Annotated in this window: 16 protein-coding genes; 10 read left to right on the top strand and 6 right to left on the bottom strand. The window is 40.1% G+C overall.

What is annotated here, in order from left to right:
* The first annotated feature begins 4 nt into the window (after window positions 1-4).
* From ACFSYC_RS12625 to ACFSYC_RS12645, 5 genes are all read left to right on the top strand, one after another.
* Complete coding sequence (locus ACFSYC_RS12625) at window positions 5-766, top strand: patatin-like phospholipase family protein (RefSeq protein WP_377128029.1); 762 nt, start codon at window positions 5-7, stop codon at window positions 764-766.
* Window positions 767-833: 67 nt separating this feature from the next.
* Window positions 834-2,555: an HAD-IIB family hydrolase gene (locus ACFSYC_RS12630; RefSeq protein WP_377128032.1), complete on the top strand. Its 1,722-nt coding sequence runs from the start codon at window positions 834-836 to the stop codon at window positions 2,553-2,555.
* Window positions 2,556-2,917: 362 nt separating this feature from the next.
* Complete coding sequence (locus ACFSYC_RS12635; RefSeq protein ID WP_377128035.1) at window positions 2,918-3,211, top strand: hypothetical protein; 294 nt, start codon at window positions 2,918-2,920, stop codon at window positions 3,209-3,211.
* Window positions 3,212-3,248: 37 nt separating this feature from the next.
* Window positions 3,249-3,491, top strand: a complete 243-nt coding sequence (locus ACFSYC_RS12640) for a DUF2630 family protein (protein WP_377128038.1) — start codon at window positions 3,249-3,251, stop codon at window positions 3,489-3,491.
* 717 nt (window positions 3,492-4,208) lie between these two features.
* Window positions 4,209-5,138: a rhodanese-like domain-containing protein gene (locus ACFSYC_RS12645; protein WP_377128041.1), complete on the top strand. Its 930-nt coding sequence runs from the start codon at window positions 4,209-4,211 to the stop codon at window positions 5,136-5,138.
* A 252-nt stretch (window positions 5,139-5,390) separates the two neighbouring features.
* Here the strand turns inward: ACFSYC_RS12645 and ACFSYC_RS12650 are convergent, their stop codons facing one another.
* Window positions 5,391-5,678, bottom strand: coding sequence for a hypothetical protein (locus ACFSYC_RS12650; RefSeq protein WP_377128043.1), 288 nt, complete (start codon window positions 5,676-5,678; stop codon window positions 5,391-5,393).
* 246 nt (window positions 5,679-5,924) lie between these two features.
* Between ACFSYC_RS12650 and ACFSYC_RS12655 the strand changes: the two genes are divergently transcribed.
* A complete protein-coding gene (locus ACFSYC_RS12655) occupies window positions 5,925-6,857 on the top strand; it encodes a LysR family transcriptional regulator (protein ID WP_377128046.1) in 933 nt (310 codons plus the stop codon).
* A gap of 50 nt (window positions 6,858-6,907) precedes the next feature.
* Here ACFSYC_RS12655 and ACFSYC_RS12660 read toward each other — a convergent pair whose 3' ends face one another.
* From ACFSYC_RS12660 to ACFSYC_RS12670, 3 genes are read right to left on the bottom strand one after another with little or no spacing between them, the layout of a single operon-like run.
* Window positions 6,908-7,756 carry a DUF6671 family protein gene (locus ACFSYC_RS12660; RefSeq protein WP_377128049.1) on the bottom strand — a complete coding sequence of 283 codons (849 nt, stop codon included), beginning with the start codon at window positions 7,754-7,756 and terminating at the stop codon, window positions 6,908-6,910.
* 18 nt (window positions 7,757-7,774) lie between these two features.
* Complete coding sequence (locus tag ACFSYC_RS12665; protein WP_377128052.1) at window positions 7,775-10,129, bottom strand: DUF2309 domain-containing protein; 2,355 nt, start codon at window positions 10,127-10,129, stop codon at window positions 7,775-7,777.
* Complete coding sequence (locus tag ACFSYC_RS12670; protein ID WP_377128055.1) at window positions 10,126-11,598, bottom strand: proton-conducting transporter transmembrane domain-containing protein; 1,473 nt, start codon at window positions 11,596-11,598, stop codon at window positions 10,126-10,128. The genes ACFSYC_RS12665 and ACFSYC_RS12670 overlap by 4 nt, the downstream gene beginning before the upstream one ends.
* 475 nt (window positions 11,599-12,073) lie before the next feature.
* Between ACFSYC_RS12670 and ACFSYC_RS12675 the strand changes: the two genes are divergently transcribed.
* The gene (locus ACFSYC_RS12675; RefSeq protein ID WP_377128057.1) at window positions 12,074-12,883 is read left to right on the top strand and encodes an SDR family oxidoreductase; all 810 of its coding nucleotides are present in this window, start codon (window positions 12,074-12,076) and stop codon (window positions 12,881-12,883) included.
* A gap of 250 nt (window positions 12,884-13,133) precedes the next feature.
* Here the strand turns inward: ACFSYC_RS12675 and ACFSYC_RS12680 are convergent, their stop codons facing one another.
* Window positions 13,134-14,099 carry an NmrA/HSCARG family protein gene (locus ACFSYC_RS12680; RefSeq protein ID WP_377128060.1) on the bottom strand — a complete coding sequence of 322 codons (966 nt, stop codon included), beginning with the start codon at window positions 14,097-14,099 and terminating at the stop codon, window positions 13,134-13,136.
* Window positions 14,100-14,311: 212 nt separating this feature from the next.
* Here ACFSYC_RS12680 and ACFSYC_RS12685 point away from each other — a divergent pair, with 212 nt between their 5' ends.
* Both ACFSYC_RS12685 and ACFSYC_RS12690 read left to right on the top strand, forming a co-directional pair.
* A complete protein-coding gene (locus tag ACFSYC_RS12685) occupies window positions 14,312-14,515 on the top strand; it encodes a hypothetical protein (protein WP_377128062.1) in 204 nt (67 codons plus the stop codon).
* A gap of 27 nt (window positions 14,516-14,542) precedes the next feature.
* Window positions 14,543-15,022 carry a Dps family protein gene (locus ACFSYC_RS12690; protein ID WP_377128065.1) on the top strand — a complete coding sequence of 160 codons (480 nt, stop codon included), beginning with the start codon at window positions 14,543-14,545 and terminating at the stop codon, window positions 15,020-15,022.
* A gap of 550 nt (window positions 15,023-15,572) precedes the next feature.
* Here the strand turns inward: ACFSYC_RS12690 and ACFSYC_RS12695 are convergent.
* Window positions 15,573-16,124 (bottom strand): DUF1569 domain-containing protein, encoded by a 552-nt coding sequence (locus ACFSYC_RS12695; protein ID WP_377128068.1) that lies wholly within the window; start codon window positions 16,122-16,124, stop codon window positions 15,573-15,575.
* Window positions 16,125-16,347: 223 nt separating this feature from the next.
* Between ACFSYC_RS12695 and ACFSYC_RS12700 the strand changes: the two genes are divergently transcribed.
* A complete protein-coding gene (locus ACFSYC_RS12700; protein ID WP_377128071.1) occupies window positions 16,348-16,806 on the top strand; it encodes an FAD-dependent oxidoreductase in 459 nt (152 codons plus the stop codon).
* Window positions 16,807-16,875: the final 69 nt, after the last annotated feature.

Raw genomic sequence — 16,875 nt, forward strand, 5'->3', positions numbered from 1 at the left:
GAAAATGAACACTATAGGACTGGTACTTTCAGGTGGTGGTGCAAGAGGAATCGCCCATCTCGGTGTATTGCAGGGAATTGAGGAAATAGGTATTAAACCAAAGGTTATTTCCGGCGTTAGCGCAGGGGCTGTGATAGGGGCACTTTATGCAGCTGGATATACGCCCAGGCAAATATTGGGTATAGCGAAAAACCATTCGCCGACAAATATAGTCACGGCGGTCATAACTGCAGGTGGCCTTTTTTCACCGGAAATTTTGAAAGGGGTATTATTAGAGGCCATACCGCAAAATAGTTTCGAATCGCTAAAAATTCTATTATTTGTGACCGCTACAGATATCGGAAACTGTAGCAGCATAACGACTTCTAAAGGCGTTTTGTGTGATGTGCTTGTTGGTTCAGCAGCAATCCCGGCCTTGTTTGATCCGGTTCCCTATCAGCACCGGCTCCTCGTAGACGGTGGAGTGCTCAATAATTTCCCGGTTGAATGCCTGGCCGGTAATTGCGACAAGCTCATCGGATCGCATGTCAACAAACTTTTAAGCAGTAAAAGCGGCCCTTTCTCCAGGCTACAGGTTTTGGAAAGATGTTTCCATTTGGCTATAGCCGACAAGGTATTGGCACAGGCAAAATTTTGTGATATTTTGATTGAACCTCAGCTTCCTCAATACAATATGTTTGAAATGAAATATGCAGAGGAGATTTTTGAGATCGGGTACCGGTGCGCGATGATGCAGAAGGAAAGTCTTCTACTACTCACAAAGTGATGAAAGTCACGTCTGCTCATGTTGCCCGTCAGCTCCTGCCTGCCAATAAAAAACAAACTTTACTTTATTGGCAAAATCATTAGCACAGATGCGGTATCATATTTTAACGACGGACTACGATGGCACCATTGCCGAGAATGAAAAAGTTTCTCAGGCAACGCTAGAGGCCTTGTTAAGGCTTAAGGCCACCGGAAGATATCTCATCCTGGTGACCGGGCGCGAACTCGGGCCTTTGCAGGCTATATTTCCTGAGTATACCATATTTGATTTAATTGTAGCAGAAAACGGCGCATTGATCTATAATCCGGCAAATCTGCAAAAGATATTGCTGGGCGAACGGCCAACGGATTCTTTTATCCAGGCGCTAAAAGAAAAAGGTATTCCGTTGTCGGTTGGCGAAGTCATCGTAGCAACCTGGGAACCGCACCAGGATGCTGTACTGGAAGCCATTAAAGTTGCAGGGCTGGAACACCAGGTGATCTTTAACAAGGGAGCAATTATGATCCTGCCGCCCGGTGTCAATAAAGCCACCGGTCTGCATCGGGCGCTCAAAGAATTGAACCTGTCTGAACATAATGCCGTAGCAGTGGGTGATGCTGAAAACGACAATGCCATGCTGCAAGTTGTGGAATGTGCCGTTGCTGTAGGCAATGCTTTACCACAGTTAAAAGCTAACGCAGACTGGGTAGCGCCCGGCGAGCGTGGCGAAGGGGTATCGGAGTTGATCAGCCAGATCATCCTGGATGATCTGGCTATCCTTGATCCAAAGCTATCAAGGTATTATCTTGAAATAGGCAAACAAGCGGATGGGGCTTCCTATGAAATTAGCCCTTATGGAAATAACATCTTGCTGGCGGGTACATCCGGCTGTGGCAAAACAACGCTTGCGGCAGCTTTTATAGGAAAACTTATTGAAAAAAAATACCAGTTTTGTCTGATAGATCCGGAAGGTGACTACCAGGACTTAGCTGGTGCAATTACCATTGGTGATAGCAGTCAGCCTCCTTTGATTGATCATGTTATTAAAGTGCTCAGCCAGCCAGCCGAAAATGCTATCGTCTGTTTCCTTGCAATTCCCTTAAGCCATCGCCCCGTCTATTTCAAAAAACTAAGGTGTGCGCTTACAGAGTTGCGTAAAAATACCGGGCATCCGCACTTTATCATCATTGACGAAGCGCATCACTTAATGCCAAAAGAAAATACGGTAAACTTTAATGATTTTCCGGAGGATTTCACCAACATTTTTGCGATAACGACGCAACCAGACCTGCTTTGTCCGGATTTTTTAAAAAGAATCAACGTGGTGCTGGCAATGGGCGAATCACCAGCCCAAACGATCGTGTCGTTTGCAGTTGCTTCGGGTAACGAAATAATCCTTCCGGACACAGGGAAATTTCAAAAAAGGGATGTGTTGGTTTGGCGAAAAGAACCGGGCAGTATATCTGTTATAAAAAGCAGTGAGCCAGGTCAGTTCCTGATGCGCCATAAAAGAAAATATGCCAGTGGGGACATGTATTCCAATAGCTTTTATTTCACGGGGCCATCACACAAGCTAAATCTGAAAGCCAATAACCTGATGATCTTTATACAAATGGCTGCAGGTATAGATGATGAGACCTGGCTTTATCATTTGCACCGGCACGATTATTCGAAATGGTTCAGGAATTCTGTGAAAGATCCGAAACTGTCCCTACGTTCGGAGGCCATAGAAAACGACGAACCCAATGCTGCTTTATCCCGTAAGGAGATTTTCAGTCTGATCTTAAACAGGTATACGCTTCCTGCTTAGTGTGAACCATGCAATGGGATCACAGAGTTATATAAAGAATAAGTACGCTACCGGTATCACCTTTACTCGGCGTTTATACTTTTCTGCCTTTTAAATCGGTGTAGTTAATTAAATCAGATCCATGCATTTCAACGTAAAGCGCTCCAGCGGGGAGATCAACAGCGTTTACCGTATAAAACGGCGAAGATCAGTTTCGTGTTCTTGCCGAAAATGCCCTCGTAACAAAAAAATAAAGATTGAAACAAATTGACTGTCAATTGTTATATCTGCATCAATTCAGTTAATAAGCGGATAGCAAGGCGTACATGCAGTGATCCGATATATTACTTTCCTTTTGACCTTGTAACACATTCTAATATATTATGACCACCTATAAGAATATACAGCCTTTAAGTGCTGAAGCACTTTTCGACCTTTTAAAGAAAGAATTTACCAATGAGATCAACACTAAACTCGATTCCAGCGTAAATGTTGAGTATGCCCATGTTTACGATGTGATCAATGTATCATTCCCTGAAATTATTGAAGGTACGGTGTTCACCATTTTGGTAAACGACAATGAGATCGAGTTAACCAATAACAGCAATAGTTTAGAATACAATACTGAACTGTTAGAGGAGCAACTTGCAGCGTTCCTTAATGACAAATGCAGTTAATTCATTCCACTTAATTTATACTAGATAAATACAAATCATGGAACAAAATCCACAAGATAAGTCGGTGTTGATGCACATTAAAGAACTTACTGAAAAAGAAGAAAATTTATATGGAAATCCTGATCTAAGCGAAGATGATATCAAGGAAATGCACCGTGTTAAATCTGAGCTTGACCAATATTGGGACCTTTTGAGGCAACGAAGAGCATTTCGCGATACAGGAGATGACCCCAACCGAGCTAAAATGCGTTCGAGTGATACAATTGAAAATTACAATTAAAAATAAACGATGTCTGCGAGGGTGCGGATGGTGAGAAATGGATTTTTACAAAGCGACAAAAAACTAAAACGGCCACACATATTCCATTGTTACAAGAGGCTGTGAGGTTAATGGAAAATACCATAATCATCCAAAGTGCATTGTCACCAACCTTGCTTTTCCTGTGCTAACTAACCAAAAAATGAATTCTTACCTTAAAGAAATAGCTGATTGCTGTAGTATTAAGATAAATTTAACGTTCCACATCGCCAGACACATTTGCGACTACCATAACGCTAAGCAATGGCGTACCCATCGAATCGGTTTCGAAAATGTTAGGTCATTCTAACTTGATCCAGACTCAACACTATGCAAAGACATTAGATATTAAGGTAGGGCAAGACATGAGTAAACTTAGAAACTTATTTAGTGAAAAAGAGAGTTAACATTATATTTATAAAATGCATCTCATCAGTATTATAAACACATTTTGAGCGGTGGGATTATACCCACCGCATCCAGGTGCGGATTGTCGCGGCTAAAGCGCTTATTCTCAAGGGTATTCTCTGCCCGCATCGAAATGAAAACCAAGCAGTTTAGTATCTCGCAAGATTTGAATCGCAGGACAAATGATCGTAAACCCTTAGTGGGCTTTAAAGCATGCTAACGTAAAATTTCACCCTAAGCAACAGTATCATAATCTATTACTTTAATTTTGTCTGTTGTAAGCTTTAATGAATGAACACGTTAATTGAATTGGTACAAGCTTACGGGCTTTGGATAATATTTCTCATCACGCTATTACAGAGCGTTGGCTTGCCTTTACCTGCGTTTGCGATCCTGATAGTTACGGCAGCAGTCACACCTCCTCATACCTTAAATATTATTTCGCTAGCACTTACCGCAATATTCGGAACTTTAACTGGTGACATTATCTTATACTTCGCCGGTAAAAAATTAGGAACGAGTGTACTAGGAAAACTGTGCAGAATTTCTTTATCACCCGACTCTTGCGTCAAAAGTAGCGGAGATATATTTAATCGTTACGGCCCTCCTGCGTTGACCGTCGTAAAATTCGTTCCCGGCCTCTCTACCTTAGCTCCCGTAGTAGCAGGTGTTTATGCCATGTCGATGTCTTCTTTCATAGGCTACTCGATAATTGCCGGTGCAATTTACAGTATTGCTGCTGTTAGCCTTGGAATGCTATTTCGTCATGAAATCGGTAGCTTAATTACTACACTTACAAAATTCGGAAAGTTTGGTATTGTGATCGTAATTATTTTATTTGTTATCTACCTTTTTGCAAAATGGTTGCAGCGATATCTCCTTATCAGACAATTCAAAACTGACTGTGTAACGGTCAATGATCTGCTTGATTTGATTCAGAAAAGAGCTAATCCAGTAATATTCGACGCACGCCCTGCCGACCAGCGTACGAGGAACGGGTTCATCCCCGGTTCTATCTCTATAAGCGACAATAATTTAAATGAGATGGCTAATCTTTATTCGGAACATGCAGAAATAATAGTCTATTGTTCTTGCCCAAACGAACTCACCGCGGCAAAATATGCTCATAAATTACGCAAAAATGGCTTAAAAAGGATAAGACCTTTACTGGGCGGCGTGGAAGAATGGGCAAAATCCGGTGGAGAAATTTCTTTCAGTTGAGGTCGCAGATAAGTTCAATAATTATTAATTCGATAAGTGTTTTTATTTCCGGTGCTATTCATAGGCGAACCCTCAACAGATATTTACAGCTATTATAATAAGCCCGCTAAATCTTCTGGCAGACAAATTAAATAGTGCTATCCCTGTTGCTTGGCCGCTTACCCTGTTCATCTATTCGCTTCTCTGCATGGCTTTACCGTTAGAAGGCTTAATGCAGAGAGGAAAGAAGGGGCGCTTTTCCCGGCATAAGAATTATTTGCTCTCGGGCGAGTAAAAATTGATCTGGATTTCACTTTTTACTTGTACCAGCGTATCGTTCTTACCGATTAAAAGAAATTTTGCGATGGCATTTCGGGTGGCTTCTAATTCAGCAATTTTTTGTTCTACTTCAGCAACATCCCCTTCATTGCATTCAAGAATCTGCATAAGTTGTCGGTTGTGATACAAAATCTTCTCATTATACAGCGTATTGATAATAGATTTTGCATCTGCAATTTTAAAAGTGCCGGTAATTAAAGGAAAAGAATTGATTGTTTGCATATCGGTTAATGTTGAGTTTGATATCTAATGTGCTATACAAATTTACTCAGCGTTATCCATAAGTTATTATTTATAATTTTTATGCTATGTATAAGTATTTTTATAAAGAATCTTTATGATTAGCCTGGTCCCTCGTCTAACATAAACAATAGAAATCATTAATGCCTGCAAGAGCATTTATCAATAAAATTTAACTAGACATGTTATTAATACTTATATATCCGGCAATATGTATAAATTGTACTAATGAATTACACTTTACATCAATTACAGGTTTTTTTAAAGATCGTCGAGACCAAAAGCATTACAAAGGCAGCTAATGAATTATATTTAACCCAGCCGGCGGTATCTATACAGTTAAAAAATTTTCAGGATCAATTTGATATCGCGCTTACGGAGGTTCTCGGAAAACAACTTTATGTGACCGATTTCGGGAAGGAAATTGCGGGAATGGCCGAAAGAATTATCCAGGAAGTTGAAGCGATTAACTATAAGACACAGACTTATAAAGGCATCCTTTCAGGGCGTTTGAAATTGGCCATTGTTTCTACAGGAAAATATATTATGCCGTACTTCCTGACCGGCTTTATCAAACATAACCCAGCCGTAGATCTTACTATGGATGTAACCAATAAAGCTATGGTTATCTCCAGCCTCGAAAACAATGAGATAGATTTTGCACTAGTCTCTTTATTGCCGGATAAACTTCAGGTGGAACAGGAGATATTGCTCGAAAATCATCTTTATTTAGTCGGAAATAAGGAGGAAAAATTCTCTTCCAAACCGTACAAAAGATCAATATTCGATAGCCTTCCAATGATCTACCGAGAGGCTGGTTCCGGCACCCGCTCAGTCATGGAAAACTTCCTTGAAAAAAGCAAGATAACTGTTAAAAAGAAAATGGAATTGACCTCCAACGAAGCCGTTAAACAAGCTGTCATAGCCGGATTAGGGTATTCGATCATGCCGCTGATCGGGATTCATGGAGAGTTAGTTAACGATAGCCTACAGATCATACCTGTAGAAGGATTACCCGCAAGATCCACATGGCGTCTGATTTGGTTAAAAAACAAAAAACTTTCGCCAACTGCATGGGCGTTCTTGGAATACATCAGGAAAAACAAAATAGAGATCCTGCATGATAATTTCGGATGGGTGGAAGAATTTAATAAAGAATAAATTAAGTGAACTTCCTACTCGTAATAACCTGATATCTCGTCTAATGTATTTTAGGGATTACAGTAGTTACAATACTGTGGGTCTTCCAATTTGATCCCGTGCGGATACGTTTTTTTTTCTTCGAAATTGCATTTGGAGCACCTGTAAATATAATACAAGGTGCTATTTGTTGGATATCTGCAAAGATTACACGGCAGACCTCGCACCACTTCGACAACATCAAAACCAGGTAAGTCACATTTAGGGCATTGATAAAGAATCTTTTCGACCAGCTTTCTTGTTACGATTTCGATCACCTCCATCCGTGTTGGATTATTCATGGCACGCATATCTGTTTCCAAAAACACATGCCCGAACAATTTTAAATAGTCCGAACACCTGTCTTCCAGTTCAGCCCAAGTATGAATGCCTTTTAAAAGATGAGCTATGTCCTGTTTTTCTTTGCGCAGAATAAGCGCATGCGACGGAAAATGAACCGCTTGGGCAAACGCTTTAGCGTCTGCCCAATTTTTGCATAGGCCTCCGGCAAAGTTTGTTTTAGTGCTCACCTCACGGGCTTTTACTTCGATGCCATTCTTAATGTCAAGGAAAACCACGATCTCATCGTCTGCCGGAACAAAAAAAAGCGAAGGATGCGCGCCGAAAGATCCTTCGCTGGCAATGGCAAGGTCACAATGATAGGCCTGACACGCCGCATTAGCTTTGATTCGCGCTGCTTCAACCGGGTCAGCCTCCCGCTCAATTTCCCCGCTAAACGTTCCGTATTGATCGGTATCGAAATATCCCGGAATAATAATTTTCACACCTAAAGTCTGCTCCAATAATGGCGCAATTACCTTTTCCTTGCCGTGCATAGTAGCAATCACGAGGGTGCGGTATTTAAATAGTTCAACTGCCATTTACTAATCCTAATAAGACTAAACGGCAATAATCTGATCTGATTTTTCAAAAGCTATAAAAGTCCATTCACCATTGTTTTGGTAGCGATTTATTTGATTAGACGTTAATGGGTCGATGACCATTAAATATATCCACTCGTTCTCGATCAGCGACTTTAGCTGCTTGTTTTTATTCAGAATTTCCTCTACCCGAAATAATGGAGCCTGGATAATTACCGATAATCTAAGGGGCTGGTGAAAAATTTCTTGATCAGATATATTTACTGATTGGAGGGGAAGACCTATCTTTAAATCGCCCCCGTTTCCTTGAACCACACCGAACTTACCCGTAACATTATGTGTTATTTTTGATCCACCCCCAAACTTGTTATTGTCGACTGTAGAAAAATAATAATGGTTATTGATCCATTGGGTAACCACCATTGGCCCCTGCATGATGGATTCGAGGAAGTTTCCCTGCTCGTCCATTTCCCATTCATACGAATGCAGAAAACATCTGTTTTCCAGGTCAATATCCTTTGTGAGATTCCGTGGGGCAATAATAAAACTGGCATTACCGGCCAATCCCCATTCGGGCCTGGTCTCTGCCCAGCTTCCAACTTTTTTATACGCCTCTTGTAAGGCACCTTCTTTAGATCCTGATCTTTCAGCGATTGCAGACTGTTGGATTGCTATGAGATCCGATTTTAACGACCTAATAAGACGGTGATGAGATTCAGGAACCTCAGCGTCGAAAAGGACGATCTCTTCCGTGGCTGTATCATGTTCTGCGCCAATAAAGAAGGTATTATCGGGGATATCAATATCAAATTTCTCTTTTAATATAACCCGTACTTCCGGCTGATTAGCTAATTTAGCTAACATTCTGGCGTTATGGCGCCCCGGGCTTGCCGCACATGCACCACAGTCAAGACTTGAACCAAATGGATTGTTGGCTGAATGGCTTCCATGCCCTGCAAGGATGACTACTGGAGCGAATGTTTTCCATCCCAGCATCTGGAACGCGGATCGTACAATTGATATTTTTTCATCCGTTGAGATCGTTTCCACATTTGCATCGTCCTGTCCACAATGGTGAATTTCGGGAGCGCAGCTACCCTCATGGCCGTCTATACTATTAAACGGATTGCCGGTAGAATGAGCAGGGAAAAGGGTTCTCCATAATAACTTGCAACCGTAAAAAAGTCCCGCCCCTTCAACATATCCAAAAGCGGAAGGAAGCATATTCTTTAAACGATTTAACAGAGAGTTCAAAAGTTTCGCATCCTCTTTTTGCTTTTTGTATCGGGCAAATTCTTTTGTTTTACCCGTATCAGCTGTCTCAGAAATTATATAGGCAGACTCCAGGATTGGGGGGCATGATTTTCTAACGAGGCCCGATACCGGGTCTTGATAGTCCGTTGCGATCCCAAAAAATCCTGCATAGCCAAAGGTTTCATAATCGCCTTTCGCCTCAACGTGCCGTCTGATCAATTCTGATCTGGTATCAATACAAAATACCAGCTGTGCTAAAGCGGAGTTTTTATTGCCCGGTGCGATCTCAACATTTGGCAAGTTTTTATAAAGCCTTCCAGCTAATTTATTTTGCCAGCTCTTTTCCCAGGCCTTTAGCCAAATATATTGTAGTTCAGCAAATTTGGATGGCTCATCTACAGCGTTGTCAGCTACAATTTTCACATCGATCTGTCTCGCTATCCATAAGCGGACAGCAAGATAGTCTTCTAAAGTAATGGGATATTTTTGCTGCCATTCAGAATTTGCTGTCATGCGATATTTAATGTATCCTGTCCAGCCGGGTAATGCGGCAATATGATTTTTAAAAATATCCAGATACTCTTGAGGAGTGTAACTTGCCAATACCGATGCTAACGCTTCGTCAGCAGTAACTGGAATTTCGTTGATCGATTTTATGGCAAGCTCCCGGTCATAGATTGCTAACTCACGCCAGGCAGAAAAAAAACCTTTTGATTTGCCCGGCATTTCCCATTCTGCCAGCCCTTCGTCCATAAAAACACTGAGCCATTTCGATAAAAGCCTGTCAAGCTCATGACTTTTATTTTTTGACAGACCATAAACTTCCGATTCCAATTCACCCAGATAGGTTTCCGGTAGTTGATAAAGATGGGCTTCTTCGAGCATATCCCGGATTATATCCCTATCTATTTCACCATGCTCCCATGCCTGGTGAAACATACTGCCTGAAGGTAGAGTACCAGCTTCAGTATATTTTTTGGCTTCTTGTATTGCTTGTTTAAAAGGTGTTCCTTCGTATCCGGATAAGGGGTTGGAGGTGACAAAACTATAGAGAGGCCAGGTTTTCCCAACAACTGAAGATGCTTCCTGAATACTGTTGCTAAAATCGTTTTTCGTCATATAGATTCGTTCTTAAACATTAAAATCGTTTTTTTATAGGGCTGTGAGCTATTTAACAGTTTGACATAGATCCAGGGTACCTTACGGTAGACGCCGAGTTTCATGATAAAGAAGCTGGCGATGAATAAAATTCCTATTAGGATATGTATCATAGACAGCGGTAAGGGTGCGTCTATACCTGGCATATCACCCATCAATTTGGTAACAACATTATAGATGAGTGCGTAGCAGCCTATCCCTGTAAAAAACATAATGGGAGGCCATAATAGCTTTTGCCAAATAGACAAGGAATGTTGTTTTACGATATTGTAGGTTACCTGCCCAACGGTAATTGCAACTGTAACTGTTAGAAAAACACCACTATCCATAGCGTTACCCTTGCCGGTTAGTGTAGCGAATAAACAGGCGCCCAATAGGCCAAATACAAACACAGCTATGGCCTGTAATGGCCTTATCCGGATCGGTAGCGGATCGATTGGCACAGAGGCTTCAATATTTTCCCCGGAAGAAAGAAACAGGTAAGCCTTGTAAAACCCGTGCAGGATCAAGTGCGCTACTGCCGCGTTAAAAAAACCTAAACCGCATTGCATGATCATAAAGCCCATCTGGGCGATAGTCGAACAAGCTAATTTATGCTTAATACTCGTTTGGAGCAGTTTCGTAAACTGGGCAGCTATGGCAGTAACACCTCCAATGATAAATAACAGCGGCAGCGTTCCGGTCGTAAATAATAGGGTAGAAAATAAGGTTAGCAGAATGCCGGAACCATTAACGAAGCCGGCATGCATGAGTGCGGATGCGGGGGTTGGGGCCGTCATGGCTGAAAGCAACCAGCGGTGGAAAGGATATATGGCAGACTGAATGATGGCTGCCGTAATAATAAAAAGCGCTGAATTAGTTAGTATTGGTTTCGACAGGTTTAGCAATGCAGCGATAATTCCGCTAATCATAAAATTGCTTGATTTAAAAGCCAGTAGTAGTACGCCAATGCTTAAACACACACCCGACAACAGGAAATATTTTTGTGCGAATTTCGACGCTTCTTTTGCCTCTCCCCAGTCCTTATCTGAACCGATGAGCCTTGCCATAAAAAAACCCATTGCAAACCATGAAAAAAGCAGTAACAGGACATGCTCACTGGCGACGAATAGCATCACTGATATTGTAAAACCCAAGGTAAGATAGACGAAACCTGCCCGGTAAGTAAATCCATTCAGATACCTCCTGCTGTAGGTTAGAACTATCGCGGCGAAAAAGGTTACTATTGTCCAAATCAGTATCGTAAATCTATTGATCCGGATTATGCCCAAATTATCCCAATGTGTTTGATCATGGTTCAGAGCCAAAAAGCAGAGGTTGCAAAAAAATAATAGCCAAACACAGTTATTTACGAAAGGATATACACGATCAAATACTAATTTTTTATTTAAATGGACACTTACTTCTGAATGTTCTTTTTTTGCTTTCATTTAATGGATTGAGTTTGATTTGTAACCCAGTACAAACCTCTCAAACATCAACCATATATTATTATTTATAATTTATATGATATACATTAATTAATTTAATGCTTTTTGTATTCGATACGAAATTATGCAGATAAAATTTGGCTATTAGCTAAATAATTAATCCATATGTATAAATTGATTAATTTCCGGTTAAAACAAATAGTTAGATTGTAATTATAATGAAGTTAATATCTATAATAAGAATGAAAATGGTACCATTTTTCCAAAAATCATGTTTTGTAAAGTTGATGCTAAGGGCATGCTGACAAGTACTTAAATCGCTAGTCAGGCATGTTTCGGATTATTTTTCCCTTTTGCTGTTAATACATTTTAATATCATCTATTTATAAGGTTTCTACAACAAATCGTAAACTAGAAATAAAACATAAGAAGTCAAGTTTTGTTCAATTCTAAGAATACCTGAAATTTAAATATCATGTCAAAAACTATTTTAATTACCGGCGCATCTTCAGGGCTTGGGAAAGCAACCGCAATTTTATTTTCTGAAAATGGTTGGGATGTTATTGCTGCGATGCGTAAGCCTGAAGAGGAAAAAGATCTGTTACGATACAGCAATATCGAGCTGATTAAATTGGATGTCACCAATGTAAATGAAATCCAGAAGGCTGCTGAACAGGTAATTCTTAAAGCAAAACTAGATGTAGTTTTCAATAATGCAGGTTACGGGTTGGTTGGGCCTCTTGAAGGTACTTCCGATGAACAGGTTATCAACGAAATAAATACAAATCTGCTAGGTGTGATAAGGGTGACTAAAGCTTTTATTCCATTTTTTAGAAAACAAGGTAAAGGACTTTTCATAACTACCACCTCAATCGGGGGCTTAGCAGCTTTTCCCTTTAATTCTGTATATCATGCAACTAAATGGGCTCTTGAAGGTTGGAGTGAGAGTATGGCTTTTGAACTTGAGGAGTTTGGTATCGGAATAAAGACGGTTTCCCCGGGAGGTATAAAAACTGATTTTGCAGGGCGCTCGCTTCAATTTGCGCAACATGAAGCCTATGCGGGGTCTATAGGAAAAGTAATGAAAGCATTTGGTGACCCTGCGCGTGCCGAAAATTATTCAACGGCCGAACAAATTGCAGGAGTTGTTTTTGAAGCAGCAACCGACGGTAAAAAACAGTTGCGTTATATTGCAGGCAAAGACGCCAAAATTCTTTACGCAAAACGCTTGGAAGTTGGGGATGAGGAATTCAGAGCGCAGATTAAGACTAGTTTTTTAGAATAGTTGATGTAAATCCGGCTTCTAAAAATAAATTTTTTCTATAAGAATGTATAAGTGTTTCTCTGCCTAAATGTAGGTAGGCACTCGCTGATCAGAAAATTAATTCATCTGAATTTTTTTAAAAATATTCTGACGATCTTACGCATTGCGTACATTCTTTAGACACGATACTTCAAAATGTATATAACATCTTTTGCCTAATTTATTTTTAGCTACAATTCTGGGAGAACGTAAATAATGAACTAAATTATAATTATAGATCTTTTATCCTGTCTGACAGCTTTAATTTTTTAGTCAAAAATTCGCCTACTTTTAAAGGGTTAAACCTAGAACCAATAAAGAAATTTTGTGTTTTCACGAACATCTTATGGAAACTTTGCTTATTTTGCTTTTCCAGGAAGCGGCGAAGCTGGTATACATCCGGTTTTAATATCCAAAGCTTCCAAGATTTAACAGCATAATACTTAAAATTCCTTCCATGGTATACCAAGCTTAATATTTCCGCTATTTTATTCCCAGTTAAAAAATCCGCTATGAGATCGATAGTCATTTTCTTATAAGTGCCTGGATTTTTGAAGATAATTCCAGCACCCCTGGCGATGTCTGCCAGGGCAATGTAAGGCACGAGCGTCTCCCCACTATAATTTCCTTCGATTTTTCTTTTATTAGGCTGGATTTTAATATTTTCCATAAATAATGCACAGCGAAGGATTGTAAAAGAAATGCCACGAAGCCTGATCAGCCGCTCGATTTCAACTTTACTATCTATAAAATTGACGCCTGTCAGCTCATTTCCCGTTCGAATAAAAGAACTAAATACGAGGTGATAAACCCCACACTGCTGGCATGTCCAAAGAATATTTTTGGCCTGGATTATTTCACTTGTGATATCATAATTTTTTTTTGTGGCCGACCATGGCTGTGTAACTCCAAACACCCCATAGGCACCTGTGAATGGCTCAATTAACGAAACCTGGCTGTTGGTATCGGCTTTGAAGATTCGGGCACCCATAGTTGCTAATTGTTTCGCAGCACGGGAATCGGGATCACGTGTAAGCGCAACTACTTCCCAGCATTCCTCTCTGAGCAGATATCTCGCAACCGCACCGCCCTGGTTACCGGTAGCTCCGCAAACTACTATTTTTCGTTTTAGCGCGGATGTCATGGAAGCTTTTGGTTTTGATAAGTCTGCTGTTTCACAATTATTCTCAAGTTTCAATAAATGAATTTTTTATCCATGTACTTTTCAGTGAGTGCTGCATAATCTATACCGTTTGATGAAATGATCATGTTTAAGCGAAATACTATATGAGAAGAATGACGTGTAACGAAATTTCGTATTCCGGGCGGTGAAGGTTACGAGATTTCGTAAACCCTTCAATCGCTAACCAAATCTTCTACCGGGAAAATTAGATTGGCTAAGAATTATTATTGATCAATTGGAGTCAGCATGACCAACAAATTGTTCAAGTAGTAGTCGATTCAAAAGGCGTGACCACCGATACCATGGGCGCAAAACTGTTCGACCTTAAAAAACAACCTGTGGTACCTATTGATATAGGTATCGAAATTATTGAACAGGCCTGTTTATTGCTGTGCGAAAACCAAAAGAGCTTATCCAAAACCCAAATTTGATTATTAAATATCAACCATCACATCACCATGGATTCAAAAGAAATTAACCTGGCAGAGGCAAAAGTAAAACCGGTTGTAGATCATTTAAACGATTTACTTGCAAACTACCACATACACTACCAAAAACTGCGCGGCTGCCATTGGAACGTAAAAGGCCATAGTTTTTTTACGCTGCACTTAAAATTCGAGGAACTGTACACCGTTGCCTTAACCACTATAGACGAATTAGCCGAGCGTATACTAACCCTCGGCAAGTCGCCATATAGCACCTTTGCTGATTATATAAGCGAGTCGACTATTAAAGAAATGAATACCATTGGTCTTAAGGATACCCATATGGTGAAAGCGTTACTAAACGATATGCACGTTTTAATTAAAATGGAGCGCGCTATTTTAGAAATTACAGCCAACGCAGGCGATGATGGAACCAATGATATGGTAAATCGCTTTATGCAGTTTAAAGAAAAAACCATCTGGATGCTAAGTGCATTTATTAACGAGGATTGATGACCTTGTAAGGTAAGGTCGTCCACTAATCACATTTATTAACTGTCAACAGGTGTGATTAATTGAGCCTGCATTTTCAGTAATGCAATAAAGAGATTGCTGCGCGCTTTTTCCAAATACGGCAGCCGCAGTCAGGAGCAATTTTTTTGGCTCCAATTTTTATGCGGTTATTTTCGCTTGCTAAAAGTTATTTTTATCTTAGATTGTAAAGGGTTGCAATTTTCATTCCTTTGAAAATCGCCTGACATAGAATTTCGCAAAATCCGCTACTACATCCCAGTGAATGAACTGCCATTTTAAGAAACCTGCACATCAAAAATCCAATCCGAATAAAGATCGATAGCGACCCATTGAACAGGATTCTGAAAGGAATTTTATTCACTATCATAAATTATGAACATGTTTTTATTACGTGTTTAAGAACATCGGACTTTCCTTATTAGCAGCGACTGAAATACATATTTATAAGTTGCTTAAAGTGGTAACTATTGCTGTTACCAGAGAAATTTTCAGGCCAAAAAAAATGATGAAAAAAAAATTATTTATTCGCCTAACAGTTGAACTGTTTCAAGTGGTAGTCAATATGAATAAGACATAATTTACCCCACTCGCTTGCTGAAAGTATTCCAAAGTAACAATGCGGCTGCCATTGTTTAGATGCCGTTGAAGAGACCGCTTTATCCAGAATCTCTAAAAATCTTGTTTTCTCAAAATCGAAGTTGCAATAATTCTCATGGCTGACCGCCATACCGATAGGTAGCTCTAACCCTTTCGGCTGTTCTGAGTAAAGGTCTATAACGATCCACTTGATCAGGCTCCTGGAGAGGAAATTACTTTCATCCGGCAAAAAATAGTAGCCCTGGCCGCTCCCCATTGACAGATTAAGATGATGTAGCATTTGTGCAGCATCCATCTTACCCCAATTTGAATGAGATGATGGGTTAAGTCTTATTAGTCTTCCTTCAAATCTTCGGTAGGTTTTAGCCGAAAAAAAGGCTTCACCGCTTACCCGCTTGGCCACAAAGTATTTCGGGATGTAGCGCAATAACGCCAAAAAAGAATGCCAGAGTTCAGGAGTAAAAAAAGCGTTTTTATATTTCATGACGGATTGTGTAACCATTGATAACCTGCGTGGATCACCTGCCGGAGTTTCCCGTTCGCGGCTTGCAAAAGTCGGAATGATCATCTGAGAAACAATTCACATTTGTTAAGCAATTACTTTTAAAAATTTAATAACCTTATAACACACTAACTTAACTTCGTTGGTCATAGTAAAAATCAAGGCATAGAAATCGCTTAGCAATTAATGTATTTTAAAAAACGCTATGATGGCAAATAAAATCAAAAAATGCAGAATACTGATTGCGGGCGCCGGACCCACTGGATTAATGCTGTCGGCCCAACTGACACGTTTTGGTATAGACCATATTATTATAGACGCAAAAAATGGTCCGACATTGGAATCCCGTGCACTGGTAGTTCAAGCCAGGAGCATGGAAATCTATGAGCAGCTTGGCCTGAGCGACAACGTGGTCAGCCAGGGGCAAAAAGCTTTCGGAGCAAAGTTGTACCGGAAAGGCCAGGCTCATGCGGAGGTCCGCCTCATCAATAGTGATGAAAATTCAACCGAATTTCCCTACCTGATGATGTATGAACGAAGCAAGAATGAGTCACTGCTTTATCAATATGTGAAAGACCATGATCGCGAAGTTGAATGGAATACCAAAATTATAGAAATCATAAATTATAGAAAAACTGTAACTATTCAGGTTAAAATTGGTTAAAACAATTAAAAACAGGGTTATCAACAAATTTGGCTTAGGATTTCGAAAATTAAGAGGTTGTCCACAAAG

The organism is Mucilaginibacter antarcticus, assembly GCF_042686155.1.
GTDB lineage: Bacteria > Bacteroidota > Bacteroidia > Sphingobacteriales > Sphingobacteriaceae > Mucilaginibacter > Mucilaginibacter antarcticus.

What these genes read in the sequence shown, in the direction of transcription:
- ACFSYC_RS12665 (WP_377128052.1), bottom strand. Translation starts at nt 10,129, where the DNA reads ATGACGAAAAACGATTTTAGCAACAGTATTCAGGAAGCATCTTCAGTT.
- ACFSYC_RS12625 (WP_377128029.1), top strand. Translation starts at nt 5, where the DNA reads ATGAACACTATAGGACTGGTACTTTCAGGTGGTGGTGCAAGAGGAATC.
- ACFSYC_RS12660 (WP_377128049.1), bottom strand. Translation starts at nt 7,756, where the DNA reads ATGGCAGTTGAACTATTTAAATACCGCACCCTCGTGATTGCTACTATG.
- ACFSYC_RS12635 (WP_377128035.1), top strand. Translation starts at nt 2,918, where the DNA reads ATGACCACCTATAAGAATATACAGCCTTTAAGTGCTGAAGCACTTTTC.
- ACFSYC_RS12670 (WP_377128055.1), bottom strand. Translation starts at nt 11,598, where the DNA reads ATGAAAGCAAAAAAAGAACATTCAGAAGTAAGTGTCCATTTAAATAAA.
- ACFSYC_RS12645 (WP_377128041.1), top strand. Translation starts at nt 4,209, where the DNA reads ATGAACACGTTAATTGAATTGGTACAAGCTTACGGGCTTTGGATAATA.
- ACFSYC_RS12695 (WP_377128068.1), bottom strand. Translation starts at nt 16,124, where the DNA reads ATGAAATATAAAAACGCTTTTTTTACTCCTGAACTCTGGCATTCTTTT.
- ACFSYC_RS12675 (WP_377128057.1), top strand. Translation starts at nt 12,074, where the DNA reads ATGTCAAAAACTATTTTAATTACCGGCGCATCTTCAGGGCTTGGGAAA.
- ACFSYC_RS12640 (WP_377128038.1), top strand. Translation starts at nt 3,249, where the DNA reads ATGGAACAAAATCCACAAGATAAGTCGGTGTTGATGCACATTAAAGAA.
- ACFSYC_RS12700 (WP_377128071.1), top strand. Translation starts at nt 16,348, where the DNA reads ATGATGGCAAATAAAATCAAAAAATGCAGAATACTGATTGCGGGCGCC.
- ACFSYC_RS12650 (WP_377128043.1), bottom strand. Translation starts at nt 5,678, where the DNA reads ATGCAAACAATCAATTCTTTTCCTTTAATTACCGGCACTTTTAAAATT.
- ACFSYC_RS12690 (WP_377128065.1), top strand. Translation starts at nt 14,543, where the DNA reads ATGGATTCAAAAGAAATTAACCTGGCAGAGGCAAAAGTAAAACCGGTT.
- ACFSYC_RS12655 (WP_377128046.1), top strand. Translation starts at nt 5,925, where the DNA reads ATGAATTACACTTTACATCAATTACAGGTTTTTTTAAAGATCGTCGAG.